Here is a 25,476-nt window from a genome sequence, read left to right on the forward strand (position 1 = left end):
TCCTAATTCATGTCGATGTGACCGGTGCGGTCGAACCGGCTGGAGACGGTGAGAACGGCGAGCACGAGGATCAGCACGAGCGTTGCGAGAGCAGAACCCAGTGGCCAGTTGAGCGCGGCGCCGAACTGGCTCTGCAGGAGATTGGCGACCATGGTGCCGTCGGGCCCGCCGACGAGCACAGGCGCAACGAAATCTCCGAAAGACAAGCAGAACGTCATCGTCGCGCCGGCCGTGAGCCCGCCCAGTGACAACGGAAAGATCACCTTCCAGAAGGTCATGAAGGGACCGACGCCAAGATCCTCCGAAGCTTCGATCAATGCCTTCGGGATATTGTCGAGCACGGTGAAAAGGGGCATCACCATGAACGGAACAAAGATGTAGACTAGGGTGATCACCATTGCGGTCTGGTTATATAGAAACAGCGACAAGGGCTGATCGATAAGCCCCAAGGAAACGAGCAGGGAGTTGAGCGCTCCGTTCGTTCCAAGGATGATCTTCCAGGTGTAAGCGCGCAAAAGATACGACACCCAGAGCGGGACGATGACGGACATGTAGAGAAGGTTCCGCCACTTCTGGGATTTGACCGTGAGGGCCAGGAAGTAAGCGAGGGGATAACCGAGCAGAACCGCCCCGAACGTGACAAGCAGGGCAATCTTCAGGGTGCGCAGGATGACCGTGCTGTATTGGGGATCGTTGAACAATTGGGCGAAGTTGCCCCACTGGAAGTCTGGAATGAAGAGCGGGAACTGCCGCGTCCAGAAACTGACGGCGATCATGACCGCATAAGGAATGATCAGGAAGATCAGTGTCCAGCCTAGCGGAATGGAAAAAAGGGCTGCGAACGCTGCCAGGTTGCGACGGCTGACGATCATGCGCTCGGCTCCGGAGCAAACAGCATCACGTCTGCGGGATCCACGTGCAGGCTAATGACCGCTCCGGGCTCAAGCTGCCGGCTCGTCCCCGCGACACGCGGGATATCCGCGAAGATTCTCGCGGCATCGCCGGCCAAAGCCAGTTCCAGACGCATCCGATCTCCATGGAAGAGCGTCTCGACGATCCGAGCCTCCATGGTGTTGGCGCCATCAAAAACGTCCAGCCTTATTCTTTCCGGCCGGATGCCGGCGGTGATCGTGCCTTTGACTGCCGAATCATGGTGCTTACCGGTCCGCCTCAGGAGCGTTCCATTACTGAGACGAAGCATGTCACAATCTCCATCCCGAGCTTCATATCGCGCCGGTACCAGGTTCGAGGCGCCGATGAAGTCGGCGACATAGGGTGTCGAGGGATTGTCGTAGAGTTCGGTGGGCGCCCCGATCTGGACGATCTTTCCCTGGTTCATCACGACGATGCGATCGGATAGCGCCAATGCCTCGGCTTGGTCGTGGGTCACCATCAGGAAAGTGATACCAAGTTCACGATGAAGCCGTTTGAGTTCGACCTGCATACCTTCCCGCAGCTTTACGTCGAGCGCCGACAGGGGCTCATCGAGCAGCAGGACACGCGGCCGACGCACGATCGCGCGGGCCATGGCGACACGCTGGCGCTGGCCACCGGAAAGGGCGGCGGGCACCCGGTTTCCCATCGTCTCCAGGCCGACCATCGCAAGGGCCTCCTCGACACGTTTTTTCCGTTCTCCCGATGCGACCGCGGCACCCTTGACGGACAGGCCGTAGGCTATGTTTTGTGCGACTGTCATGTGAGGAAAAAGCGCATAGTCCTGGAAGACGGTGTTGACGGGACGCCGGAAAGGTGGAGCTGCGGTGACGTCCTGTCCAGCAATGGAGACGATGCCCGAATTTGCATATTCGAAGCCGCCGATCAGTCTCAGAGTCGTGGTTTTTCCGCATCCTGATGGTCCGAGAAGGGTGACGAACTCGCCTTCACCTACTTCGAGGTCCGTTTCATGTAGGGCCGTGAAATGGCCATAGGTCTTTGTCACGCCGTTCAGCGTCACGATAGCGCGCGAGCTCATGCGTTCTCCGAAATTGAGAGAAATAGGAAATGGAGGATGCATGTCGCATCCTCCGAACCATGGTGTCGTTCAGGGCGCAGCCTTGACCGCGTTCCAGACCTCGAGGTACTTGTCCAGACGCTTCGGCTGCTGCCACATCACCAAGCTCTTGACGAACTCGATGTTGTTGACTTGGCGTTCCTTCTTCATCTCTTCATTCATGCAGCTTTCCACGGCCTTCGGATTGACCGGGAAGTAGCCCGTCGATTGGGCAATGCCGCACTGGCCATCCGCGGACTGCATGAAGGATATGAATTTATAGGCGCATTCGGTGTTCGGAGAGCCTTTGACGACCATCATGGAATCCATCCAGCCCTCGGCTTTTTCCTTCGGCGTGAATTCAACGACCTTGAAACCCTTGTTCAAGGCATTGACGTCCTTGCTCGTCAGGCCGGTCCAGGCATTGGAGACATAGACTTCCTCGTTGGCCATCAGTTCAGTCAGTTCGCCAGCTGACGCCCAATATTTGCGAATGAATGGCTTCTGCTCGATCAGCTTTGCCTTGACGGCCTCCAACTGCTCGTCCGAGAGGTCGAAGACGTTGTCATAGCCGAGATAACGTGCCGTCCAGTAAATCGCCGACTTATCGTCCCACAGGGAGATCTTTCCCTTGCTTGCGGGATCAAACAGGATACCGATGGAGTCGGGTGTGGAAGAGAGCTTGTCCGGCCGGTAGATGAGAGAGACGGAGCCCCAGATCAGGGGGACGGCCCAGGTCTTGCCATCGGCCACGACCGCGCTCGATTTCGAGAATTGCGGGTAGATGCCACTGAAGCCCTGGACCTTGCCAGTGTCGATCGGATCCACGAAGCCAGCCTGGTACATCATTGGAACGGTGTCCAGGGAAGGCGTGATGATGTCATAGACACCGCCCCCAGCAGCCAGTTTAGCGGCAAAGTCGTCGTTGGAGCCGACGTAGGAGGCCGTGACCTTGCAGCCGGATGCCGCCTCGAATTTCGGAACGAAACCGTCAGCGGCATAGCCCTCCCAGGTGAGAATGTTGAGTTCGGCTGCATTGGCCGAGGCAATGGGTGGTAGAGCGGAAATCGTCGCCAATGCGGCGATGGCGAATCTTCTAACAAAACTCATGATATAGTTCCCCTGTATCGTGTTTATTGGTTGCGCTTTGTCTTGCGGACGAGCGTGGCGATGTCGATTCCGAGCGCCTTGGCGGCGCTTCGTTTGCTTCCATTCTCTGCGATGGATTTTTCCAGGATCCAGGTCTCGAACTCCTGGACCAGATCTTTCAAACTGGCACGTGCGAGCGCGGCGGAGTCCAGCCGCTCCAGGCGCTCGGGCTCCACGACGGCAGAGGCCGACGCCGGCGCGATGAAGTGCTCGGCAAGCGCGATCTCCTCGGCCGAGGCAGCGGCATGCTCCAGAATATTAGACAGTTCCCGCAGGTTCCCCGGATAGGCATGCGCCAAAAGGAGATCGGTAAATTCCGGCGACAGCCGAATCTGGGGCTTCCGTCCGAGATTGATCCGATGAAGCATCTGGTCTGCGACAACCCTCACAAGGTCGGGCTGCTCCCGCAGTGGCGGGAGGGGGATCGTTACGACTGCGATGCGATAAAAGAGGTCTTGCCGGAAAGACCCGTTGACGATGCATTTCTGCAGGTCGAGGTTTGTGGACGAGATGAAGCGCAGGCGCGCGCGACGCCGCTGCATCGATCCCAACCTGCTAAAAGTCTGGGTCTCCAGAAAGGATACGAGTTTCATTTGAGCGGTGACGGACAGATCGGTGATCTGATCCAAAAACAGGATCCCACCGTCCGCCGCTTCGATGAAGCCGAGCTTCCCGCGCGTGGATTTATCGAGCGGCGACCCTGGTTCGATGCCGAACATCTCTGCATCGAACTGCTCGTCCGACAGCAAGCCGCAGTTAACATGGACGAATGGCCCAGCTCCCGCTTCGCCCGAACCGCCCACACGCGTGGCGAACTCGGTCTTGCCCGTTCCTGTTTCCCCCGTCAGCAGGATTGCGCTGCCGCGTTCCAAAGCAACCTCGGCCTTGCGAGCCAGACTCTGGAGCCGTGGCGTCATATGGTAGGACGGTCTTGCGAGTTCTCCTGTTTCCGCCTCGAAACGAAACCGCTCGAGGCCTTCGCTTGTCCGGTATTGCCGGCTCGATTCACGCATGGTGATCAGCGCGCCGTAAGCGCCACCCTCCGGGTTGCGCAGGATACTCAGCGACGCGAATACGTTCCGCTGGGAGTTGAGTACGCCCGAGATTTCGGTCCGTTTGAGTTGATGAAGAGCTACCGCCAGCTTCTGGACAATGGGGCCGGCCGTCTTGGCATGCTTCGCCAGCTCGGTTCCGACGAGGTCCGCTCGCGCGAGGTTGAGGATGAGCTCCAACTTGCTGTTGACGAGCTTGATCGTGCCGTCGATTTCCAGAAAGGCGACTCCATCGGGGAGGGCCTCGAGCAGACTACGGAATTGCGGATCGTCGATGAAGCCGGGACGGAGCCCCCGCGGTGCGGACGCGGTGATGTCGTTGGCATAGAACTTCATCACAGCAGCTCCTGAACAACGAGGCGCGACTTTCTTCTCGGTTTTTTCCGTGCCGTCAGCACATATCGGCACGTCTCTCCCTCAATGGGCGCGGCTCTGAAGCGCCAACTGTCCTTGCTGTCGCTGGCCGAGATGATGATGAGATCGCATTCAGTTTCCCCGGGCTCTTCCTCGATCGCTGTCTGAAGCAGTTTTTCCAGGGCATTCTTCGTCTCTACGAAATGCTGGAGCGGTCGGCCGAGCATCTGATCGACCGGACGGCCCCACGCAATCTCGGCGGCGGGGTTTGCTGCCTGCAGCAAACCGTCGTCCGATATGACGAGGATGGGGTCGGGTGTGGCGCTCAGGATGTCGAGCATGGTCTCAGCACGATCGTAAAGCTGCTGCTCGCGCTTTCTGTGCATCCCGATATCGCGCGTCGTGCCCCAGAGCCGGATCAGAAAGCCATCCTTGACGGCCGCACGGAAGTCATTCTCGACCAGCATCTCGCTGTTGTCGTGCCGCCTGTCCACGGCTTGCGCTCGGTCGAGGCGGTAGTTGGACCGGACGAGGTCCCGCACCATCTGTCGATTGATCTCAGTCGCCGGGAAGTAACGGGAAACAGGCTGCGTGTTGAAATCCTGATCCTCCGGTACCCGATAGAGGCGAGACATCGCTTCGTTACAGGCTCGCCAGCGACTCCGGTTGCGGAAGATCTGCTCGACTATTTCCTCTTCGGCCAGCGACGTGTCGACCGGCTCGAGAAACTCGATGCACCAGCACGCATCTGTTGCAGCTCCGATCATCTGGGACAGGATTTCCACCCGCTCGACCAGCTCCGCACCGATACCGAGGGTCGGCGGTGTCAGCGGCTGCTTGAGGATCGCAAGACCGTTCTGGCCATCCGCGAAGACGCTCGCCACCATCGCTATCTCGCCATATGGACCGGAGTTCATCCACACTGGAAAGCTTTGATCGGCGGTCCGCTCTCCGCGGACGACAGCGCGAATAAGCGAAGCGGATACGGCGCTATAGACACTCTCGAGCGGCATACCGATCACCGTTCGCGGGTCGAGGGCCAACTCCTTGACCTCCCGATCGCTGATGCGGCGGATACGGCCTTCAATATCGATCCAATCGATCAGAAGACTATCCATATCGAAAGCAATGTTCATTCGTTGGTTCACGTCTTCGGTCTCATTCATGCGGTCACTCCAAATTTGCTGGTGGACTGACAGCGAAAACGCAGCAATCCAGCCAGAGACGGTGGCAATTGCAATGAGCTAATGGATCGGCCGCAAAAATTCTAACTTTTCAGGGAAATAATGCGCACAATCGCAGCAAAGTGCTGCCATTTTGCAGCGATTCCACATTTAAGCCGGGAGGCAAGGTTATCGCCGATGTCTGCGAGCACGAAGAACTTGCGCCGCGTATATCCGCGTGTGCCAAACAGTAAATGTGCCGCCGGATGAACCATCACCTCGAGCGTGGCCGTCCTTCTTTGCTGCATCGCCAACTGTCTTGTTCGGGTGGAGTCCGCAAATCGGACAAAAGAGCTGAATGGGCACGATGCACAAAGAAGCGAATGCTGGTCTGCATCTAGATTCAGACTACATGGGCGACGACCTGTTGTGCGAAAGCATTGCCCCTGTCGCTGATGGTCGAGTTCGGGATACCGGCAGATCGACATGCCGAGCGCTCAAAACTGACGTACGGCGCCACGCTCGGGAAGCGCCGTATCGTCTTGGCAACAGTGTTTTTATTCCGCGGCAGCCTTGAAGCCTTGTGATGCCGCAAGACCGCGATCGAGATCTGCAAGGATGTCATCGATGTGCTCGATGCCGACCGAGAGGCGGACATAACCAGGGGTGACACCCGTCTTCAACTGGTCTTCTGCCGTCAGCTGCGAATGGGTTGTCGAGGCCGGGTGGATCGCGAGGCTTCGGGCGTCCCCGATATTGGCGACGTGGTAGTGCAGTTCGAGTGCGTCGATAAAGCGCCGACCTGCCTCACGGCCGGCCGCCAGCTCGAAGCCGACCAGGCCGCCATAGCCGCCGCGCAGATACGTGTCTGCCCGATCACGAGCAGTGCCGCTCTGCAGGCCCGGATAGATGACACGGCTGACTTCCGAGCGCTTCGAGAGGTATTCTGCAACTTTCTGGGCATTGCTGCTATGGCGCTCGATCCTGAGCGGCAGGGTCTCGATCCCCTGCAGTGTCAGAAAGGCGTTGAAGGGCGACAGCGCCGACCCCAGGTCACGTAGCAGCGTCGTGCGCGCCTTGACGATGTAGGCGACCGGTCCGAGCGGCTTGGTGGCCTCGACCCAGACGGCGCCATGATAGCTCGGGTCTGGTGTGTTCAGCGCGGGCTGCCGGCTGCCGGCTGCTTCCCAGTCGAAATTGCCACCGTCGATGATAGCGCCACCGATCGAGCTGCCGTGCCCACCGATGTACTTCGTCGTCGAATAGACCACTACGGCCGCGCCATGGTCGAAGGGACGGGCGAGCAGGGGAGCCGCCGTGTTGTCGACAATCAGCGGGATGCCCAGCTTGCGGCCGATGGCGGCGACCTCGGCTATCGGGAAGACCTGCAGCTTCGGATTGGGCAGCGTCTCGGCATAGTAGGCGCGCGTCCGGCCGTCGGTGGCGCGAGCAAAGGCTTCCGGATCCTGCGGGTCGACGAAGCGGACTTCGATGCCCTGGTCCTTCAGCGTGTTGGCGAAGAGGTTCCAGGTGCCGCCATAGAGGTCGGTGGAGCTCACAATGTTGTCGCCGGCCTTTGCCAGGTTCTGTACGGCAAAAGCGGAGGCCGCCTGGCCGGAGGCGAGTACGAGAGCCGCGGCGCCACCTTCCAGCGCCGCGAGCCGCTGTTCGAGAACGTCGTTGGTCGGGTTGCCGATGCGGGTATAGATGGGTCCGAGTTCCTCCAGCGCAAACAGGCGCGAAGCGTGGTCGGCGTTTTGGAACTGGAAGGAGGTTGTCTGGTAGATCGGGGGCTGGACAGCTCCCGTCGTCGGATCGGCACGCCAGCCGGCATGCAGAGCAAGCGTTTCGTTATTAGTGCTCTTCGTCATTGTCCTTACTCCTCGCTATGGCTGCCGTCGGGATGTTTCGCGATCCGCAGCGGATTTGGGATTCGCGGTCGACCCATGCGGTGACCCCGATCCCATGACCCTGACGATAGAGTAGATAACAAATTTTATGGACAATAAAGGTTCTGAGGGTGACAGCTCGGAAGAAAAATCCTTCTCTTTCCGCAGGGTTCTCCCGCTTGAACCGTCTCTGGTGATCATTTGAGGCCGCCATGGGCGCGACCGGCCACGCGATGGCGCTGCAGGAAAAGAGCCACCAGACGGACCGGTACGATTCCGGCGAACGAGGCGGCCGCCATCTGGCCGAAATTGACCAGCCGATCCCCCTTGAAGAGCGAGATGTGCCGCGCCTCGAAGCAGATCGCGGGCACCCACTCGGTCGTCAGCACATGGTAGAACCACGTCGACAGCGGGCCTGTCTTGAAGACGACGCGCTTGGCATCAGAACCTTTGGGAAGGACACTTACTCCGCCAGAAGCGCGAAATATCTGTCCGCCAAGGTCCGCATATTCATCGACTTTCTGACCATCGATTCTCCGGCAGCCCTTTGATGCCGCGGAAATTCGGCGCGGATGCGCAGGCAAAGGACGCAAGCAGGATACGAATTCAGCGGAAGAAAAATCTGCCCTGGTTACAAATAGATGCCTACTTGCCTTGCATTCTTGAAATCTTATCTTGCCGTTCCGCCCTCTCCGTCGACCCAGGCGAATAATGTGACGAGCTTTGAAAGGAGACATAGATGTTTTTGAAAAAGAGCCTGCTGCTTGTCGCGGCGACCTTGCTCTGCTTTTCCGGAATTGCGCATTCGCAGGAGGCAGTTGTCCCGGCAAGCGACAAGGAGGCGCTGTTTACGAGCAAAGACCCGATTCTGAACGCAAACAAGCAGATCGTCTACCATATCGTACGCGACCTGATTGAAGCAAATCATTGGGAACTTGCGGACAAATATCTGAGCGAGCGATATATCCAGCACAATCCCAACGCCAAATCCGGCCGGGACGGCGTCGTCTATTTCTTCACGAAAATCCTGAAGCTCCCGCAGAAGCCAATTCCGGATAAAATTGGCCTGCCGGTCGTGTTCGTGAGCGCCGAAGGTGATCTTGTGACAGTCGCGACTATTCACACGGAGAAAGACCCGCACGACGCATCCAAGACCTATACGCAGACATGGTACGACACCTGGCGTATCGTGGATGGCAAGGCGGACGAACATTGGGATTCATCGCCCAAGTTCTAGTATGAAAGCCAACGAGCGCCCCCGGCCGGATGGCGGGTCAAACGTAGGCGCTCTTTGCGGCTTCTCTATTCGGCGCGTTTTGGTCAAGCGCTTTGGCTTCTCGGTAGCCTGAGGTTTCTCGCAAGCTATCGCTACTCTTCGAAATCGGCACATCGCCCCTCCAGCATAGGATCAGTATGAGGAGATAGCCAATCGGTTGCGAGCCTATACGGCAGTGTTTGCACCCTCGCACAGCGAGAGGTGTGATTAAGCATGGAATGTTGACCCCTCCAGTGGGGTGATACTTATCCAATTTTGACCCCTTTACGGTTTCATCCGACCATCCGGCTTTTGGCAGCGGATGGAATGGGGAGTTGAAGAGAGTGGACACCATTGCCCGCGTTCGACGAGCCTTCCATGTCCAAGGTTGGTCGGTGAAGAAGATTATCCGAACTCGTAAACAAGACAGCTCCACTGCCAGCAGGGATGGTCCTAAGTCACCGCTCTCGGATGTTGACGAGTTTTCCTCCCGACGGATTTTTCACCCGAGACGAATGATTTGTCGTCTGAATCTCGGAGGCGGGTACGGCAAAGCTTCACTATAGGAAAGGTTCTATAATTTCTATTTCACAATTATCTCGCCAGCAAAGTGAAACCCTGCCGCATGAACTGCGTGTACTGGCAAATCCATACCCGCGTCTCTCACCTTTACTCGCAATCGCCGCAGCACGGCGTCGAGACCCCGTGTCTGCGCGGTCCACTCTTGATATCCCATTGCCCGGAAAAGTTCAGCGCGCGAGACAGTTCGCCCCTTCTCTTCGGCCAGTCTCACAAGAAATTTGGCTTCGCGTCCAGATAGTTTAACCGCAGCCCCTGGCGGAGAGATGAGGCTTTGCGCTACGCGATCCACAATCCAACTCGTCGTCGGTTGAACGGAGGCCTTTGAAATTTCGCCAGCTTGCTTAAGCCGAGCGGCGAGATTCCTGATCGCAAAGACAAGCTCCTCACCGTCAACTGGCTTCGTCAGATATAGATTTGCTCCCTCGGCATAGCCTCGTACCTTATCGTCCCGCAGCGTCCGGGCAGTCAAAATAATGATCCCTATATTTGTCGTTCTCGTTAGGAACCGCGCGATTTCGAAGCCACTTGTGTCGGGCAAGTTGAGATCAATGACAGCAATATCGAATGTCTCAGTTCCCAGTGCCCGATTGAATTCGGCTCCATTTCCGACGGATGTCACAGCCAAAGAGTTGAGGCGAAGAAAATCGGTCAATCCCTGCCGAAGATCGAAATCATCTTCAACGAGGATGACCCTAACACGCGCTTGAACGTTGCTATTTGCCGAAAGCTTTTGAATCATTGAATCAACTTAAGAAATAACATGCGCTCGTTTATCCTAAAGCACCTTGCTCGCCAAAGTCTCGATCACAGGATGGACAAATGATGGGAAAACCGGGCTGATCCTTGAATGCAGTCACTCAGTCGCCGATTTCCACTCTCTCCCCGTTAAAATGTTCACTCCGAATGGGCAAAGCAATGATGGCCTCGGTGCCCCCCTCGGCGCGCCCTGAGAGCACGAAGCGCCCCCCATGTGCATCGGTGGCTCTTTTGACAAGGGACAAACCTACTCCGGTCCCTTCGATGTGAGAGGCGTTGGCGCCTCGGACGGTGTTTTCAATGAGATTTTCGACCTGCTCTCCCTTAATTCCGATGCCTTGGTCTCGGATCCGCAAATGGACTTCATCCATCTCGCGAAACACGTCCAACCATACCGATGTCGATCCAATGGGGATTGAGAACTTGAATGCATTTTCAAGCAGATTCACGATGGCGAGCCGAAGCATTTCGCTATCTGCGCGAATTCGTGTCTGTTCAACTTCCTTTACCACGGCAACATTCAAATTTGCCCCATGGAGCAGATCACGCGCACTCGTGATGGCACCACTGACGACATCAGAGATGGTGATGTCGCTAAACGACGGCCGGTATGAAGCTCCCTGAAGCTTGCTTCGCGTCAGGTTAACCTCAAGCACCTCCACCAACCGCGCGATTCCGTTGTGCGCACGATCCAGTCTTTCTCGATTTGATTTGTCGTTCTTCGGCAACGTAAGGCCGATACTCTGCAGATTGGTTCGGATAACGCCGAGAGGTGTTCGATATTGGTGGGAAATGACTTCCATGAACTGGACTTGTTGTTCCTGTGCATGCAGTTCGGCGCGCAATGCATTTTCCGCTACACGCTTGGCTTCTTCCAGCTCGCGCGTTCTTTCCAGCACAAGGAGATTGGCCTGCAGCTCGGCGGCATTTGCCGCCTCAAGAGCACGATGATCCGCCTTTCTGGCTGAGGCCTCTGCATTTCTCAGTCGCACGGCCAGCGAGCCTGTAAGCAAGGTCAGATGCATGATACTCGCGGCGGCATAAGATCCGGCAACCCAAGTTGGCAGGGAAAAGACACCATAGCGCTGGCTATTGGTGGCGATCAGACCGGCCCAGAGCAAGACAAAAGCCGCGAGATTCAGACTATTCTGTGCATCACGCGAGCGGATGAAATCCAACAGCGCAACGATCATAGCGGATGTGGTGAGAACCAAGATCACCGGCCCCGCTACAAGCACGAAGTAGCGGTTTACGCCCGAAAATACGCAAATCACACCAACAATGCCGACAAGTGCTGCGAAACGGAAGAAGAGATTAACTCTGGGGTAGCGCCGCCGAAGTTCAAGAACCGCTGCAATCGATAAAGCGCCAGCAGTCAGGCCGAACCATGATGACGTGCTGGTCAGATAGTCATTGCCAAATCCGCCTTCGTTGAAAAAAAGCAGCCGCGCCAAGCCAAGGCTCCCGAAGTACGTCGAGCTAACGGCCAAAATGTCCGCCGCGATTACGAGATACAGCCTGTGACGATCGAAATAGAAAAAGAATAGTTGGATCACGAGCAATACGCCCATGCCACCGAACCACATGCCTCTTAGGATGTTTTGGGTGATCGACCGATGTTGATAGAAGTCCGGAGACAACAATTCCGCAGACACATTGAGGCTGGCATCTTGATTTCGCGCGCGGAGATAAACGAGCGTCGTTTGCCCAGGTAACAGTTCCAGAGGCAGGATATTCGCCGACGTATCGAGGTTTGCCTGCGAACGCGGAGAATGATCACCCATTTCGTAGCGATCAAAATTCGCTGCGTTTGCAGCGCCCGTCTGCACGCCCACATAGGCTTCGAGTTCATCCGTGAAGTTGGGCATAATCGACAAGACGAGCTTCCGCGGTTGACTGGCTTGGGGAGGAAGAGCGAGCGCGAATCTCATCCACGCGGACGTTCGGACAAAGCCAAGATTGATGTCGTGCCCGGCAATTGGCGAGAATAGTGGCTGTTTCGCAAGCATATCCTGCAGGGTCACGGCCTCATCCTTGACAAGTGCAACTTCGATGAAGCCATCGAGAGGCAGGGACCCGGATAGACCGAGTGGCACCTCTCGAACCAACATCTTAGGCCCTCTTTCTTCGGCGCGGATCACCGCAGCGCTGAAAAGCAGAGCGATTACCACAAACGAAAAGCGCTTAAATATCGACATACGCTATACCCGCCAGAGGCTAAAATACCCGCAACCAAGGGACGGGTGACCAATTCTTCAACTCACCTTAATCCTAGACACAGCCGTTTGCCCGTGGCTTCCCACGGTGACGTTGTCAAGCTTGGTCGTGATCGCTGAGGCGATTCTATTCCTTCCAAGTCGGTCAATCACTTGCCACTGAAGTTACCGACGGCCCCAGCGTATTTTCGCGATTGCGCCAACAAACGGAACGAAGGTGCCTCGCGCCATCTGAATTTCTCCTCAGGGATGCGACCTTACACCCGTATCCCCAATGATTCACTTTTAGCGCCGACGAGATAAATTGCATCGGGCAGCCGGGCTCAGCAGGCGCAGGCGAACGAGGCGATTGTCGTTTGCAAGAGGGGTGTTGCTCGGCAGGCACGCTTTCCGTTCCAAACCGTTCCAAACCGTTCCAGTTGCGTCCTATCCGACATTTTGTTTGAGACCTATGGCTGCAATGCAGGCCGCCATCGGGGGTATTCGCCTGCAATTCATAAGGCAGATCATGGCAGGCGTTATAAAGGGCTTTCAGGTAGCGTCGGGGAATAGGCAGGCGTGGTTGCGGGCAATTCCTTCGTATCTGAGCGGATTTCGTCTACTACTATTCACCGCCCTCGCGGTGACGATAGGTGCTCCGACTGCATATGCGTTATCGGCCGCATGCACGACGCTCAGCTCGGTTGATACCACCTCCTATAGCAATAGTTTTCTTGCGAGTGCATTTGGCAGTGGTGAATTGGTCACGGTATCGTATACCGATGATGGCGAGGACAGCGCCAGTCTGCCGGCTTTCGCGACTGATCACGTATTGGTGCAGAACTCCCCGCCTACAAATGCATATGGCTATAACTATTACAGCAGCTTGAAGGTGATCGGTCTCCACTCCGTGGCGGTTACTTCAAGTCAACTAACCTCCACTGGCCTCAGCCTTATTGTCCAAACTGGAACCCATATCGGCACGGTATCCATTAGATGTACTGGCTCAGCTACCATTCCGAGCGTTGGCAACACATCCACCACAGTCTCCGCTAACAGCTCTAACAATGCGGTGACACTGTCGATCTCAGGCACGGCAAGCTCGGTTGCCGTCGCATCGAATCCGGCGCATGGAACGGCTAGTGCATCTGGCACGGCTATTAGCTACACGCCGATATCAGGCTATTCCGGTTCCGACAGCTTCACATACACGGCCACCAATCAAGGCGGCACTTCTGCGCCAGCGACCGTGACAATCACCGTCAGCGCCCCAACGCTCGCTCTTTCGCCCTCTGCCGGCGCGCTTTCTTCAGGGACGGTGGGGAGGGCTTACAGTCAGACCATCACAGCGTCCGGCGGCACCGCCCCCTATACCTATTCGCTAGTGTCCGGCGCATTGCCTTCCGGTCTGACGCTTTCGACGAGTGGCGTTATCTCGGGTACGCCGGCGGCAGCAGGAGCGTCCAATTTCACGGTGCGCGCGACGGACAGTTCAACGGGAACTGGACCGTTCAGTAGTACGCAGGCATACAGCCTGACTGTGACGGCCAATCCGCCGATCGCAGGCAATGCGACGGCGACGGTTGCGACTAACTCGACCAACAATCCGGTCACACTTGCGCTCACGGGCGGGACTGCGACCTCGGTCACGGTCTCGACCCAGGCCACACATGGAAGCGCAACCGCCACAGGTACCTCAATCACCTATACGCCGACGGCAGGCTATGCCGGCTCGGACAGCTTCGCCTATACCGCCGCCAATGCCGACGGCTCTTCTGAGCCAGCCATCGTCAGCGTGACGGTCTCGGTCCCGACGGTCTCGGTCAGCCCGACGTCGTTGCCCTCGGGCACGATCGCGACGGCCTATAGCCAGACGATCACGGCCTCGGGCGGTACTGCGCCCTATACTTATGCGGTCACGGCAGGATCCCTGCCTGCCGGCCTGACGCTCTCGTCTACCGGTGTCCTCTCCGGTACCGCGACGGCCGCAGGCACCTTCAACCTCACCATCACCGCAACCGACAGTTCGGCAGGTTCGGGACCGTTCACCGGTTCCAGGGCCTATACCCTGACGACCAACGTTGAGGCGCCGATCGCCGGCAATGTAGCGGCATCAGTCGCTGCCAACTCCACCGCCAACCCGATCACGCTTGCCATCACCGGTGGCACGGCCACTTCCGTGACCGTCGCAACTGCGCCAAGCCATGGCACCGCAAGTGCCTCGGGTACAGCGATCACCTATACGCCGGCATCCGGCTATAGCGGGGCGGACGGCTTCACCTATACAGCTACCAATGCTACCGGCACCTCGGTATCTGCAGCCGTCAGCCTGACGGTTACCGCCCCGACGCTTGGCTTCTCGCCGCCAAGCGGCGCCTTGACTGCCGGCATTGTCGGCGCGGCCTACAGCCAGACGCTCGCCGTATCTGGAGGCGCCAACCCTTACAGCTACGACCTCACTGGCACGCTGCCGGCCGGGCTGACGCTCAACCACTCCACGGGTGCGATCTCCGGTACGCCGACGATCTCAGGCAACTATGGCTTCTCCGTAACCGCCACTGATGCCAACAGCGCCATGACGTCGGCCGCCTATACGCTCGCAATTGCAGCGCCGTCCGCCACCTTCGTCTTCTCGCCGGCCGGCGGGGCGCTGACCGAAGCCATGGCAGGCGAGGCCTACAGCCATCAAATCTCATCAACCGGCGGCACCGGAACGAAGATTTATAGTCTAGCCTCAGGCAGCCTGCCGGACGGCATAGTACTCAATATCTCGACTGGCCAGCTCACCGGGCCGCTGGCGACCGGCACGGAGGGCGACTACAGCTTCTCGATCCAGGTTCGCGATGGTAACGGGTCCATCGGAACGGCAGCCTTCACGCTGAAGGTCAAGACGCGCGCGGTCACGGTCACTGACAAGGTGGTCGATGTGCCCGAGGGGTCGACGCCCAGCGACGTCTACCTGAACAACGATGCGACTGGCGGTCCGTTCAGCTCGGCCGACATGACCTTCGTCGAGCCTGCCAATGCCGGTACGGCGACGATCATCCAGGGTCAGCTGGCGCAAGCGGGGCCGGTCACGACCCCGGTTGGCTGGTATCTGCACTATACGCCGAACTCGGCCTATTCTGGTCAGGTCCGCGTCGGCTACAAGCTCACAAGCGCACTTGGCATCTCCAATACCGGCACCGTCACCTACAATATCCGCTATGACGCGGGTAAGGTTGCCGAGGATGTCAGTAATCTCGTGCATGATTTTGTGCAGTCGAGGCAGAACATGATCGCCAATACGATCGAGGTGCCGGGCCTACTACAACGTCGACAGATGCAGAGGGCGACCGATCCTGTCACCGCGCGCATGACACCGTCCGAACAGGGCATGACGCTCGGCTTCTCTACCAGTTTGTCGCAGATGCGGGCAGTCGGCGGCGATGCGGATGCGGCCTCGGCTCCTTTCAACGTCTGGATCGACGGCGCATTCCTTGCCCATGACGATAAGAGCAAAAACGACGACACCAGCAAGTGGGGCAATTTCGCCATGGTCAGTCTGGGTGCGGACTATCTGCTCGCCGACAAGGCATTGGTCGGGCTTTCATTCCACTATGATCGCATGACGGACCCGACCGATGAAGACGCCGAGCTGACGGGCAATGGCTGGCTTTCCGGTCCCTATGCTTCGCTGGAACTCGGCAAGGGCGTATTCTGGAACGGCAGCCTGCGTTATGGCGGATCCAGCAACAGCATCGACACCCAGTTCTGGGACGGCACATTCAAGACAAAGCGCTGGATGGCGGATACTTCGATCGAGGGACAATGGGATCTCAATGAAGCGACGACGCTCTCGCCCAAACTACGAGCGATCTACTTCTCGGAAAAGGTCGACGACTACACAGTCAAGAACAGCTCCGGCGATGCGATCACCATTGAGGGGTTCGATGAGAATCAGTTTCGCGTCAGTCTGGGTGCCGAAATCGCTCGGTCTTTCGCGCTCGAGAGCGGAGCGAAGCTGACGCCGAAGCTCGGGCTCACTGGCGGCTTCTCAGGCCTTGACGGCTCCGGCGCCTTCGGTGCCGTCACGGTTCGTCTGACGCTGCAAACGGCCGATTTCTGGATTCTCGACACCAGCCTCCTCTTCAATATCGAGGGCGACGGCCAGAAGTCCGTCGGTGCAAAGGTCGCCGCCGCAAAGAAGTTCTAACCAATAAACCATTTTGAGGATGAACGGTCCTCAGTCCTCCCACCAGCACGGCGGTTCACGGCGATGCGCTTCTTACATTTTAGGCTGGTCGGCCCAGCGATTGTCGGCGTAGCATTATTCATCGCTGGAATGGCCACCTTTCCCTACTACGGTGTGAAGCGGATCGACGCGGAGGCACGGCGAAGCCAGGAGATGCTTGTCGAGCGCAATATCTCGTTGTGGATTTCCGACGTCGAATTTTCTCTAACAGCCTGGACCATCTGGGACGAGGCGATTGCAAAGCTGGACAATTCCTTCGACGCAGAGTGGGCCGATAGAAACATAGGCGCTTCTTTGATCGGCACATCAAGGACCCGTTCTGTGGCCGTCCTGGATTCACATGACGCGATCATCTACACCCGGACGGACGATACCGTGAAGGACATGCCCTTTTTCGTGCGTGGTCCGGCGGCGATGGTGAAGGATGCCTCCGAACTTCTGGCAAATGTCCGCTCTCGGGAGCATCAGCCGATAAAAGCTGGCATTCCGTCACCGCTCGCGATCAGTCGGATTGAGGTCATTGGGGACGAAGCCGTCCTCCTTTCGGCCAGCCTGTTCCAGCCGGATTTTGGGACATCCAAGCCGAAGGGCGATCGCGCACCCATCCTCATCACTGCCATGCCGATCGGCGGCACCCTGCAGGATTTTTTCGGAAAGCGCTTGCTGCTCAACGACGCGCAGATCAGTCCCCTGCCAGCCGTTTCGCCCGACCGCGCCCGCGCTGAAATCGCTCTGGGAACAGAGGGCGAAGTCGAGGTTCTGTCCTGGCTTCCGCCAACGCCTGCTTCTGACATCCTTTGGCAGTCGCTGCCCCTAATTCTGGCTGTCGGCATTGTTCTTGTGGCAGGCGCTGTCTTCATGATCCGCATCACCCGGACGACAGCGCAGATGCTGGTCAGCAGAGAACGGCAGATGCGGCATGCTGCGACCCATGACTTCCTGACGGGTCTTGCCAACCGCTCGCTTCTGCAGCCGGAATTTACGGCTTTGGTTGAGAAAGGACCGTTGATGGTCGTCTGCCTCGATCTGGATGGCTTCAAGGCCGTAAACGATACGCGCGGCCATGCCATGGGTGACGAACTCCTGAAGGTCGTAGCTGAGAGGCTGCGAGCAGGCATCCGCGCAGAAGACAGGCTTTTTCGGCTGGGTGGCGATGAGTTCGCTATTATGATACCGGGCCTATCGGCAACAGAAGCGGCAGAAATCTGCCGACGCCTATCGGTCTCTATTTCAAACAAAATGCAACTGCCAGGATGCGAGATTTCCATCGGTGCTTCGTTTGGGGTTTGTGAGGTTGCGACGAACGAAACCAGCTGTGAGGCTGCCCTTAAAGGCGCGGATGCGGCACTTTATTGCGCGAAATCAGCCGGACGTGGAAGCGTCGTCATGGGATCAAGCATGGGGCAGCTCCAATTCGACACGCATGCTCTTAAAGCGGCGATGAGGCATTGAAGTTAACCAGATACTAGAGTGTCGACGCCGTTGCGTACGGCGGATTAATTAATCGGTCCAAACTGTCGGCGGAGACACGTGTGATGTATCTGTCGATTGAAGCCAAATTTCATGGCATTGTCCGAACGCTTATCTTCGCTGCGATATTGCTGCCCCCTGTTTGCGCGCTGGCTCAAGGGCGACGACGCAGACGCCGCCGGTCAAATCCGTTTAGCGACTTCACTATCCCAAGGGCGCAGTCTTTGTGCATCGCAGCAAGGGAAGAAAAGATTCATTAACTACCGCAATCGAATAGGTCATCTCAGACCGACATCGCGTCATTGAACACGCAATATCGGTCCTGTCGTTCGAATGAATTGAAGCGGCATCCGAAAATTGGGGGCGAACAAATTGATCGTCCGACCCCACCTCAGCAACACTTTGATTGTGTTTTGCTGAGCAGAAAAGGCCTCACTTTTTATGTTCCAGAATTCGATGAACTCCTTGAAGATCGGCACCAAACTGCTGGCCCTAACCATCGTGACGGTCGCGATTGGCGCCAGTGTTAGCATCTACGAGGCGACGAAGCTTCGGTCTATAGATGATACTTACAGCGCGGTGATCGATCGCGACGTCACTGGAACACTCAAGCTGGGAGAAATTGCTGGTAACTCCGATGCGATTGCTCATCTCGTCTACAGATTGATCGCGGAGCCGGACGAGCCCAGTATGCGCAAATCCCAAGAGGAACTGCGGCAGACGTCCGAAGAAACGATGAATCTCATTCGCCAAGCCGCTGAATACATTCCTGATCGGAAGGCTGATTTGGACGCGCTTAAAACGGATCTGGATACTCTTTTGACCACCGCGCAGCCGATTGTCCAGGCATCTCTAGCTAACGACAACGATACGGCGATGAAACTCGCCTCGGGTAATTTCCGTCCAGCACGGGTTAAATTCGACGACGATGCGAACCGCCTTTACGACTGGTCGAAGAAGCACTTGCAGCAACAGAATGACGCCGCAAGTGCGGTCACCGATTCCACTATCTTTACCAGCTATGTCGTTCTGACGATCGGTGCGGCATTTGCCATCCTGTTGGGAATTGCAATGGCGGTGCTGCAGATCGTGCGCCCGATACGCAGCTTGACCGGAACCATGGCCACGCTCGCCGGCGGCAACCTCGATATCGATGTTGCCGGCTCCGAACGCGGTGACGAGCTCGGCGCCATGGCGCGCGCCGTCGAGGTGTTCAAGCAGAACGGTATCAAGGTGCGGGAGATGAACGCGCAGGAAGCGGCGTTGCAGGCAAAGAGTGCCGATCTGCAGTCGAGCATCGGCGAAGTGGTGTCGGCTGCGGTTGCTGGCGACTTTACGCAACGAATCACCAAGAAATACGACAATGCCGATCTCGACCGGTTCGCATCAAGCGTCAACGAGCTGGTGACCTCCGTCGATCGCGGCGTGGCCGAAACTCGCCGTGTTGTCTCAGCGCTTGCCGATGGTGATCTGACGGAAAACATGCGTGGCGAGTTTCAGGGTGCTTTTGGCGAACTGAAGAGCAACGTCAACGCCACCATGGCCAATCTTCGGTCGGTACTCGGTGAGGTTCGCGCGGCGATCGACACGATCAACGGCGGGGCTGGCGAGATGCGTATCGCCTCCAGTGATCTGTCGAAGCGCACGGAACAGCAGGCCGCTGCCCTGGAAGAGACTTCTTCCGCGCTTGAGGAGATCACCGTTGCGGTGAAAAGCTCGACGGAACGGGCAACAGAAGCCAGCCACATGGTCGATGAAGCCCGCAGAAGCACCGAGCAGTCGAGTGCAGTCGTCAAGGATGCGGTTTCGGCGATGGGTCGGATCGAGCAGGCCTCCGGTGAGATTGGCCAGATCATCAACGTCATCGATGAGATCGCCTTCCAGACCAATCTTCTAGCGCTCAATGCCGGTGTCGAAGCAGCGCGCGCCGGTGATGCCGGCAAAGGCTTTGCCGTCGTCGCACAGGAGGTGCGTGAACTGGCGCAGCGTTCGGCCACCGCTGCCAAGGACATCAAGGCGTTGATCAACCGGTCCGGTGACGAGGTGAACACGGGTGTCAAGCTAGTAACCGCGACGGGCGATGCCCTCGGGCTGATCCAGGGCCACGTCATCAAGGTGAATGAGCACGTGCATTCGATCGCCACGGCAGCACGAGAGCAGTCTACCGGGCTGGCGGAAGTCAGCACCGCGGTCAATCAGATGGATCAGACGACGCAGCAGAATGCGGCGATGGTCGAGGAATCGACTGCGGCCACGAACCGGTTGGCCGATGAGGCTTCCAATCTGGCACAGCTCATCGCTCGCTTTAGACTGGATGGCTCGACCTCTGCACCGCGCGTAGCTCGGCACGACAGCAAGCCGGTGGCTTCGCCGGCTCGCGCGCTTACCCAGAAACTTGCCGGCGCCTTCGGCGGCCGCGGTGCCGCGGCTGTCGCGATCAAGGAATGGGAGGAATTTTGATGGAAAGCCGGATTGATAACGCAACGCAGGAAATCATCGCCTTCCATCTAGGCAACCAGCAGTTCTGCATCAAAACGACCTCGATCCGGGAGATTCGGGGATGGGCAGCGGCAACGCCGCTGCCCCACGCCCCACCGCATGTTCTCGGCGTCATGAACCTGCGCGGCTCTGTCATTCCGGTGATTGACCTCGCGGCAAAGCTCGGCGTGCCGGGGGCCATCGATACCAGCCGCAGCGCCATTGTTGTCGTTGAGGTAGCAGATAGTATCATCGGCTTGGTTGTCGATCAGGTCTCTGACATCCTATCGGTCAGTGGCGATCGCATCCAACCGGTGCCCGACTTGGGTGCGACTTTCGATCCCACCTTCTCCTACGGAATCATTCCGCTCGAACAGGGCATGGTTTGCTTCCTCAATCTCGAGCACATGTTCTCCAGCATCGAGGACCGGATCGAAGCCGCTTAGACCGGGCTTTTACTCTCTCTTGCTTTCCGCGGCTTTTTCTCAAAGCCGCGGAGTGTCTCAGCGGCAGAGAGCAATATCGACACCTCGGACCAAGGCCGTTGGCAACTGCCGGTACGCGCCACAAGCGATCGTCATAGTGCCGAGATCTAGTCGTGATCGGCTCTACCGTGCAGCGGCCTGTTAGGCTGGGCCAGCATCTGAAATCGAAGCCCTCATGCTTTGGAACTTCAGGTCAGATCGACCGCCGCAGAACGGCAAGCGGCTCCGACCCGAGAAATGTCGGGTCGGGGCTTTATCTGCCGTCGTCAAAGCGGTCTGACGTTTTCCGCCTTTGACTTGCCGGTCTTCCGATCCTGACCGAGATCGTAGGATACGGATTGGCCCTCTCTGAGCACATCGCCATATTGCAGGGCGGAGACATGCACGAAAACGTCCGTTCCTCCGGATTCCGGCGTAATGAAACCAAAGCCCTTGTCGGCGTTAAAAAACTTAACTTTACCACTCGGCATGAAGATCCCCGTGTCGTTGCAATTTGTTCGCGGCGGCAACCTAGCGGTCAGCCGTCGCCAGATCAAGCCGCTCCATCGCAGGGCGCTCGCAGAAGGCGACCGATCGCGTGATCGCCTGCATGACGCCGCCGAACAGGGCATGAGGCTCGGCTTCTCCACCAGTCTGGCACAGATGCGCGCTGCCGGCGGCAATGCCGATGCTGCTCGTCACTAACAGTTGCTGCCTAAGTCAGTGACGAGCGGCGGCTACGGCTGCTGCATGGGAGGAGTTTTGAGGAGGCTCCCGACCTACAAAGATTTCTCGGGTGAGGCGCTGGAAATCAGCGCCTTTGCGCAGACGGCCACCGGACCTCCCGCACCAAAGATGCCCCCGACACTGAACATCCCGTGAAAGCCTGCCATCATCGGCATGCCGCTTGCGCGCTCGACGATAACGGCCTGGATGTTGACGGTGCTGTCCATGGCGCCCGATGCGCGCACCGAAGATGAACAACGCAACACTGATGACTGTGAGGGAAGAGCTGCAGGCCAAAATGGGCAGCGCCGCACAGATAAGCGCCGCAGAACAGCAAAATCGCGCGGCAGCCGAACTTGTGGGCAAGAGCACCGGCGACCGGCATCGCCATTGAGCCCAAGCCGAGGCAAAGCAAAAGAAAACCGATTGAACTCTCAGGTATCCCGGTGCGCTGCTTTACGAAGGGTATGAGCGGTGCCCATGCTTGCCATCCCAAGCCCCAGCACGAAGAAGATCACCCTCGTCGCTATTTGTTCGGGACGTCCTTGGATGGGCAGCCGCGTGTCAATTGGCCGACCGCGGTCCCTGACCTCTGCATTAGCCACTAAACTTCATCGGCACCGATTGCAGCCAATGCGGCGCGACCGACCTGGAAATCTTGCTCGCCGCTCCCCGAGCCGATGCCGATCGCCCCGGCCAGTTTGCCACCAAAGCGAATAGGTAAACCACCGGGGAGCGGAGTTACGCCCCCTTGTGAGGCAATGCCAGCGGACGTGCCGAACTCGAAAGCCATCGATCCTGTCGGTGCGTTGATCGAAGCGGCGGTACGAGCCTTCGCCCGAGCGGTGTGCATGCTGAGATATTTCGCGCCATCCATCCGGACGCTAGCGATCGTCTCTCCGCTTACATCAACGACGAACACGCACTGGGGCACGCCGATGCGCGTTGCCTCCGCGACTGCTGCAGCAAGTGCATTCAACGCGCCCTTGTGAGTCATCGATATTGTTTCTTTGTAGATTGGCATCTCTCTAAATCCTTGGAATTATTTTAGCGGCGAGAACGACACCGGCGTGAGAATGCGGATGTTCTGGACATCGATCAGACCCTTGATGCTAGCCAGATAGCCAGGCCAGCGAGGATCACTGAGCATCAGGCTCCGCTTTGCGGAACGATCGGTAAGATCCGCATAGCGCCACATCGAGACCACATGGTTCAACTCGCCAATTTCAGAGGTGAAGAAGGCATGCGGGTCGCCCAGGTGCTCGCGCTGGACGGGCAAGCCAAGTGTCTCGTATTTCTCGAGAAAGTCGCCCAAATAGCCCGCCTTGATACGGTAGTCGCGTTCTTCCAATATCATCCGTCTAACCGTCCGCGTTTACCAAGCCGCAGCCCCGCCATCCACCGTCAACATGGTGCCGGTGGCAAAGGCAGACTCTTCGGATGCTAGATACAGAATGGCATTGGCAATATCGCGCGGCTCGCCATAGCGACCCATCGGAGCGCGGGCCTTGAGACCGTTTACGAAAGCATCGGGGTCGGGCACTTGGGTCAACATATTGTTGTAGTAGTTTGACCAGATCACGCCCGGAGCGACGGAGTTCACTCGGATGTTGTCGGCAGAATGGTCAAGCGCCATTGCTCGCGTCAAGGCCGCGACTCCTCCCTTCGCAGCCACATAAGCAGCGCGATCCTTGATGGCGAACTGAACGATGTTGGAGGCCGTGTTGACGATCGATCCGCCGCCGCGAGCGCGCAGAGCCGGGATCGCGTATTTGGAGCAGAGGTAAACACCCTTCAAATTGACTGCGATAATGTCGTCCCAGTCATTTTCGTCCATCGTCTCGACCGTGCCCAGGCTGCCACGTCCGGCGTTGTTGACGATAATGTCAAGGCCACCGAAGGTGTTCACAGCAAGATCGATCATCGCTTTCACCTGCGCACTGTTCCGGACGTCGACCGTACAGCCGATCGCATCTTCTCCAATGCGCCCGACGACCTCGCCCACCGCGTCGGCATTGTAGTCGGCAACGACGACTTTTGCCCCTTCGTTGACGAATAACTCCGCTGTGGCCGCGCCAATGCCCGCTCCGGCGCCTGTGACGATTGCAACTTTATTGATGAGACGCATCTTGATACCTCATAATTCGATGTTCTGGAAATGGCGGGTGATGCATTGCTCGATGCTCAATGCAGCAAGCCACGATGTCTTGGGATTGTCTGGAAGGGGACGGTTTTCCAAGACGATCGAAAAGCGGCCGAAGGCACCTTCGGCTTCGACCTGGTGCGTGTTGCTTGCCGACCCGGGATCAGCGATCAGCGTCACTCTGGTCTCTTCGAAGCCGACACCCGCAAGCGCGACGGCTGCCGTGACGTTTGCGTTCTTCGGATAGAGCTTCGCGGCACCCGCCGCGTTGCCGTCAAAGATGACGGTGCGTTCGGTCAGAGAGGTGAGATCGAACTGCTCGTCCGCCGGTGTACCCTTCCAGGCAGCTGGCGGCTTGCTACCGGTATAGACGACGTTGCTCAATCCAGCGATCTTTGCCGACCTCAATACGTCCAAGCCACCGATCGCTCCCGACGCAACGGTCAGACGGCTTTTTCCGCTTTTTGCGGCCGCTTCCAATTTGGTCAGCAACGAGGCGTCCGAGAGGCTGCCAATTGAAACGACGACAACGTCCACACCCGCTGCAAGGAGTGACGGTACCGCATCGTGCACCGCTTCATGGCTGGCGCATTCCACAACCAGCGACGGCCTCCACTCCAAGAGTTCGTCGACCGAACCGAAGGCGTTCACCGATTGCGGAATGTCGGCGGCTACCCTGAATTCTTCAGGAAGCAGCGTCGCCCGTATTTCGAAATCATCGCCCGAGTTGGCAAGCGACGCCTGCAGGCTGCGCGCCATCGCTCCGAAGCCGATGATGGCAATTTTCTTTGGATCTTTATGCATATCCGTACTCCACGAATTGCCGGACAATCTTGGCAAACCTGTCAGGGTGCACCTTCGGAAAGAAATGAGCGCCATCGAGGACGGCGAGCTGAGCCCCCGGGATCATCGCTGCAAGCCGTTGGGAATGATAAAAAGGAATCAGAGCGTCGTCGGTTGCGCCGATCACCAGCGTTGATGCCTTGATCGATGCAAGCTCGCCGGCGCGATGGTCGGAAAGCAGCATCTCGATGCGCCCCGCTGCCACAGCCACCGGGGAAAGGGCCGCTTGTGCCAATTCGACAACCTCAGCCAGATCATCGCGGTTCCGCTCGAGATAGTCTGCCGGGTAACCAATTGCGTGGGTAAGGCGCTGGTATACTCTGGGTCCAGCTTCGAGCAGAATATCAAGGCGCGCCTCGAACATCGTCCGGAAGCGGGGATCCGGTTTCTCCCAGCTTCCACTGATGATCAGATGCTTGACGAGCGCCGGATAATCGAGGGCCAGATACTGGGCCACCATTCCGCCCGTCGAATGTCCAACAACGCTCGCGGTTCGAGCCCCGGTTTCTTGCAGAATTTCCTGAGCATCCTTCGCGATCCGCGTGATCGAATATTTTCCGTTCGGACGATCACTTCTTCCTGTGCCACGATGGTCGAAACTGACGACTTTGTAGCGTTCCGCCAGACGAGGCGATACTGCGGACCAAAAGGCGGCGGAACCGCCCAGGCCGGGGATCAGAAGCAACACGTCACCGCTGCCGGAGACGTCATACGTCACCCGGCATCCATCGGA

The 25,476-nt window shown here is 57.8% G+C and carries 22 protein-coding genes and 1 pseudogene; 7 read left to right on the forward strand and 16 right to left on the reverse strand.

What is annotated here, in order from left to right:
* Positions 1–2: 2 nt before the first annotated feature.
* The 7 genes and pseudogenes from ACXHXG_RS14415 to ACXHXG_RS14445 form a co-directional block, all read right to left on the reverse strand.
* The gene (locus ACXHXG_RS14415) at positions 3–872 is read right to left on the reverse strand and encodes an ABC transporter permease (protein ID WP_457899684.1); all 870 of its coding nucleotides are present in this window, start codon (positions 870–872) and stop codon (positions 3–5) included.
* On the reverse strand, positions 869–1,972 hold the full coding sequence (locus tag ACXHXG_RS14420) for an ABC transporter ATP-binding protein (protein ID WP_457899685.1): 1,104 nt from the start codon (positions 1,970–1,972) through the stop codon (positions 869–871). Before ACXHXG_RS14420 ends, ACXHXG_RS14415 begins: the two co-directional genes overlap by 4 nt.
* 69 nt (positions 1,973–2,041) lie before the next feature.
* Entirely contained in the window at positions 2,042–3,100 is a 1,059-nt protein-coding gene (locus ACXHXG_RS14425; protein WP_457899686.1) for an ABC transporter substrate-binding protein, read from the reverse strand.
* A 23-nt stretch (positions 3,101–3,123) separates the two neighbouring features.
* Positions 3,124–4,527, reverse strand: coding sequence for a sigma 54-interacting transcriptional regulator (locus ACXHXG_RS14430; RefSeq protein WP_457899687.1), 1,404 nt, complete (start codon positions 4,525–4,527; stop codon positions 3,124–3,126).
* Positions 4,527–5,711: a PAS domain-containing protein gene (locus ACXHXG_RS14435; RefSeq protein WP_457899688.1), complete on the reverse strand. Its 1,185-nt coding sequence runs from the start codon at positions 5,709–5,711 to the stop codon at positions 4,527–4,529. Before ACXHXG_RS14435 ends, ACXHXG_RS14430 begins: the two co-directional genes overlap by 1 nt.
* Positions 5,712–6,265: 554 nt before the next feature.
* On the reverse strand, positions 6,266–7,579 hold the full coding sequence (locus ACXHXG_RS14440) for an O-acetylhomoserine aminocarboxypropyltransferase/cysteine synthase family protein (RefSeq protein ID WP_457899689.1): 1,314 nt from the start codon (positions 7,577–7,579) through the stop codon (positions 6,266–6,268).
* Positions 7,580–7,938: 359 nt separating this feature from the next.
* A pseudogene (locus ACXHXG_RS14445) lies at positions 7,939–8,040 on the reverse strand (IS110 family transposase); the annotation flags it as partial.
* Between the two features lie 296 nt (positions 8,041–8,336).
* On the opposite strand from ACXHXG_RS14445, the gene ACXHXG_RS14450 reads away from it, so the two are divergent.
* Entirely contained in the window at positions 8,337–8,834 is a 498-nt protein-coding gene (locus tag ACXHXG_RS14450) for a nuclear transport factor 2 family protein (RefSeq protein ID WP_457899690.1), read from the forward strand.
* Positions 8,835–9,435: 601 nt separating this feature from the next.
* On the opposite strand, the gene ACXHXG_RS14455 is transcribed toward ACXHXG_RS14450, so the two are convergent.
* The gene (locus ACXHXG_RS14455; protein WP_457899691.1) at positions 9,436–10,173 is read right to left on the reverse strand and encodes a response regulator transcription factor; all 738 of its coding nucleotides are present in this window, start codon (positions 10,171–10,173) and stop codon (positions 9,436–9,438) included.
* Between the two features lie 118 nt (positions 10,174–10,291).
* On the reverse strand, positions 10,292–12,388 hold the full coding sequence (locus ACXHXG_RS14460) for a sensor histidine kinase (protein WP_457899692.1): 2,097 nt from the start codon (positions 12,386–12,388) through the stop codon (positions 10,292–10,294).
* 526 nt (positions 12,389–12,914) lie between these two features.
* On the opposite strand from ACXHXG_RS14460, the gene ACXHXG_RS14465 reads away from it, so the two are divergent.
* From ACXHXG_RS14465 to ACXHXG_RS14480, 4 genes are all read left to right on the forward strand, one after another.
* Complete coding sequence (locus tag ACXHXG_RS14465) at positions 12,915–16,580, forward strand: putative Ig domain-containing protein (RefSeq protein ID WP_457899693.1); 3,666 nt, start codon at positions 12,915–12,917, stop codon at positions 16,578–16,580.
* Between the two features lie 63 nt (positions 16,581–16,643).
* Entirely contained in the window at positions 16,644–18,071 is a 1,428-nt protein-coding gene (locus tag ACXHXG_RS14470) for a sensor domain-containing diguanylate cyclase (RefSeq protein WP_457899694.1), read from the forward strand.
* A gap of 474 nt (positions 18,072–18,545) precedes the next feature.
* Positions 18,546–20,549 (forward strand): HAMP domain-containing methyl-accepting chemotaxis protein, encoded by a 2,004-nt coding sequence (locus ACXHXG_RS14475; RefSeq protein WP_457899695.1) that lies wholly within the window; start codon positions 18,546–18,548, stop codon positions 20,547–20,549.
* Complete coding sequence (locus tag ACXHXG_RS14480; RefSeq protein WP_457899696.1) at positions 20,549–21,013, forward strand: chemotaxis protein CheW; 465 nt, start codon at positions 20,549–20,551, stop codon at positions 21,011–21,013. The genes ACXHXG_RS14475 and ACXHXG_RS14480 overlap by 1 nt, the downstream gene beginning before the upstream one ends.
* Positions 21,014–21,318: 305 nt before the next feature.
* Here ACXHXG_RS14480 and ACXHXG_RS14485 read toward each other — a convergent pair whose 3' ends face one another.
* A complete protein-coding gene (locus ACXHXG_RS14485) occupies positions 21,319–21,522 on the reverse strand; it encodes a cold-shock protein (protein WP_104826349.1) in 204 nt (67 codons plus the stop codon).
* Between the two features lie 10 nt (positions 21,523–21,532).
* On the opposite strand from ACXHXG_RS14485, the gene ACXHXG_RS14490 reads away from it, so the two are divergent.
* Positions 21,533–21,736 carry a hypothetical protein gene (locus ACXHXG_RS14490; RefSeq protein WP_457899697.1) on the forward strand — a complete coding sequence of 68 codons (204 nt, stop codon included), beginning with the start codon at positions 21,533–21,535 and terminating at the stop codon, positions 21,734–21,736.
* Positions 21,737–21,810: 74 nt separating this feature from the next.
* Here ACXHXG_RS14490 and ACXHXG_RS14495 read toward each other — a convergent pair whose 3' ends face one another.
* Complete coding sequence (locus tag ACXHXG_RS14495; protein ID WP_457899698.1) at positions 21,811–21,984, reverse strand: hypothetical protein; 174 nt, start codon at positions 21,982–21,984, stop codon at positions 21,811–21,813.
* A gap of 8 nt (positions 21,985–21,992) precedes the next feature.
* On the opposite strand from ACXHXG_RS14495, the gene ACXHXG_RS14500 reads away from it, so the two are divergent.
* Positions 21,993–22,151, forward strand: coding sequence for a hypothetical protein (locus tag ACXHXG_RS14500; RefSeq protein ID WP_457899699.1), 159 nt, complete (start codon positions 21,993–21,995; stop codon positions 22,149–22,151).
* 210 nt (positions 22,152–22,361) lie between these two features.
* Here the strand turns inward: ACXHXG_RS14500 and ACXHXG_RS14505 are convergent, their stop codons facing one another.
* From ACXHXG_RS14505 to ACXHXG_RS14525, 5 genes are read right to left on the reverse strand one after another with little or no spacing between them, the layout of a single operon-like run.
* Positions 22,362–22,781, reverse strand: coding sequence for a heme-binding protein (locus ACXHXG_RS14505; protein ID WP_457899700.1), 420 nt, complete (start codon positions 22,779–22,781; stop codon positions 22,362–22,364).
* Positions 22,782–22,799: 18 nt separating this feature from the next.
* Positions 22,800–23,114 (reverse strand): NIPSNAP family protein, encoded by a 315-nt coding sequence (locus tag ACXHXG_RS14510; protein ID WP_457899701.1) that lies wholly within the window; start codon positions 23,112–23,114, stop codon positions 22,800–22,802.
* Positions 23,115–23,132: 18 nt separating this feature from the next.
* Positions 23,133–23,885, reverse strand: coding sequence for an SDR family oxidoreductase (locus ACXHXG_RS14515; RefSeq protein ID WP_457899702.1), 753 nt, complete (start codon positions 23,883–23,885; stop codon positions 23,133–23,135).
* A gap of 9 nt (positions 23,886–23,894) precedes the next feature.
* Positions 23,895–24,704 carry an aspartate dehydrogenase gene (locus ACXHXG_RS14520; RefSeq protein ID WP_457899703.1) on the reverse strand — a complete coding sequence of 270 codons (810 nt, stop codon included), beginning with the start codon at positions 24,702–24,704 and terminating at the stop codon, positions 23,895–23,897.
* Positions 24,697–25,461: an alpha/beta fold hydrolase gene (locus tag ACXHXG_RS14525; RefSeq protein WP_457899704.1), complete on the reverse strand. Its 765-nt coding sequence runs from the start codon at positions 25,459–25,461 to the stop codon at positions 24,697–24,699. The genes ACXHXG_RS14520 and ACXHXG_RS14525 overlap by 8 nt, the downstream gene beginning before the upstream one ends.
* Positions 25,462–25,476 lie beyond the last annotated feature (15 nt).

The organism is Rhizobium sp. LEGMi-198b (genome assembly GCF_054114205.1).

Excerpts from the sequence above, each read along its gene's own strand:
- ACXHXG_RS14415 (WP_457899684.1), bottom strand. The coding sequence starts at position 872 with ATGATCGTCAGCCGTCGCAACCTGGCAGCGTTCGCAGCCCTTTTTTCC.
- ACXHXG_RS14420 (WP_457899685.1), bottom strand. The coding sequence starts at position 1,972 with ATGAGCTCGCGCGCTATCGTGACGCTGAACGGCGTGACAAAGACCTAT.
- ACXHXG_RS14425 (WP_457899686.1), bottom strand. The coding sequence starts at position 3,100 with ATGAGTTTTGTTAGAAGATTCGCCATCGCCGCATTGGCGACGATTTCC.
- ACXHXG_RS14430 (WP_457899687.1), bottom strand. The coding sequence starts at position 4,527 with ATGAAGTTCTATGCCAACGACATCACCGCGTCCGCACCGCGGGGGCTC.
- ACXHXG_RS14435 (WP_457899688.1), bottom strand. The coding sequence starts at position 5,711 with ATGAATGAGACCGAAGACGTGAACCAACGAATGAACATTGCTTTCGAT.
- ACXHXG_RS14440 (WP_457899689.1), bottom strand. The coding sequence starts at position 7,579 with ATGACGAAGAGCACTAATAACGAAACGCTTGCTCTGCATGCCGGCTGG.
- ACXHXG_RS14450 (WP_457899690.1), top strand. The coding sequence starts at position 8,337 with ATGTTTTTGAAAAAGAGCCTGCTGCTTGTCGCGGCGACCTTGCTCTGC.
- ACXHXG_RS14455 (WP_457899691.1), bottom strand. The coding sequence starts at position 10,173 with ATGATTCAAAAGCTTTCGGCAAATAGCAACGTTCAAGCGCGTGTTAGG.
- ACXHXG_RS14460 (WP_457899692.1), bottom strand. The coding sequence starts at position 12,388 with ATGTCGATATTTAAGCGCTTTTCGTTTGTGGTAATCGCTCTGCTTTTC.
- ACXHXG_RS14465 (WP_457899693.1), top strand. The coding sequence starts at position 12,915 with ATGGCAGGCGTTATAAAGGGCTTTCAGGTAGCGTCGGGGAATAGGCAG.
- ACXHXG_RS14470 (WP_457899694.1), top strand. The coding sequence starts at position 16,644 with ATGCGCTTCTTACATTTTAGGCTGGTCGGCCCAGCGATTGTCGGCGTA.
- ACXHXG_RS14475 (WP_457899695.1), top strand. The coding sequence starts at position 18,546 with ATGAACTCCTTGAAGATCGGCACCAAACTGCTGGCCCTAACCATCGTG.
- ACXHXG_RS14480 (WP_457899696.1), top strand. The coding sequence starts at position 20,549 with ATGGAAAGCCGGATTGATAACGCAACGCAGGAAATCATCGCCTTCCAT.
- ACXHXG_RS14485 (WP_104826349.1), bottom strand. The coding sequence starts at position 21,522 with ATGCCGAGTGGTAAAGTTAAGTTTTTTAACGCCGACAAGGGCTTTGGT.
- ACXHXG_RS14495 (WP_457899698.1), bottom strand. The coding sequence starts at position 21,984 with ATGGACAGCACCGTCAACATCCAGGCCGTTATCGTCGAGCGCGCAAGC.
- ACXHXG_RS14500 (WP_457899699.1), top strand. The coding sequence starts at position 21,993 with ATGCGCGCACCGAAGATGAACAACGCAACACTGATGACTGTGAGGGAA.
- ACXHXG_RS14505 (WP_457899700.1), bottom strand. The coding sequence starts at position 22,781 with ATGCCAATCTACAAAGAAACAATATCGATGACTCACAAGGGCGCGTTG.
- ACXHXG_RS14510 (WP_457899701.1), bottom strand. The coding sequence starts at position 23,114 with ATGATATTGGAAGAACGCGACTACCGTATCAAGGCGGGCTATTTGGGC.
- ACXHXG_RS14515 (WP_457899702.1), bottom strand. The coding sequence starts at position 23,885 with ATGCGTCTCATCAATAAAGTTGCAATCGTCACAGGCGCCGGAGCGGGC.
- ACXHXG_RS14520 (WP_457899703.1), bottom strand. The coding sequence starts at position 24,704 with ATGCATAAAGATCCAAAGAAAATTGCCATCATCGGCTTCGGAGCGATG.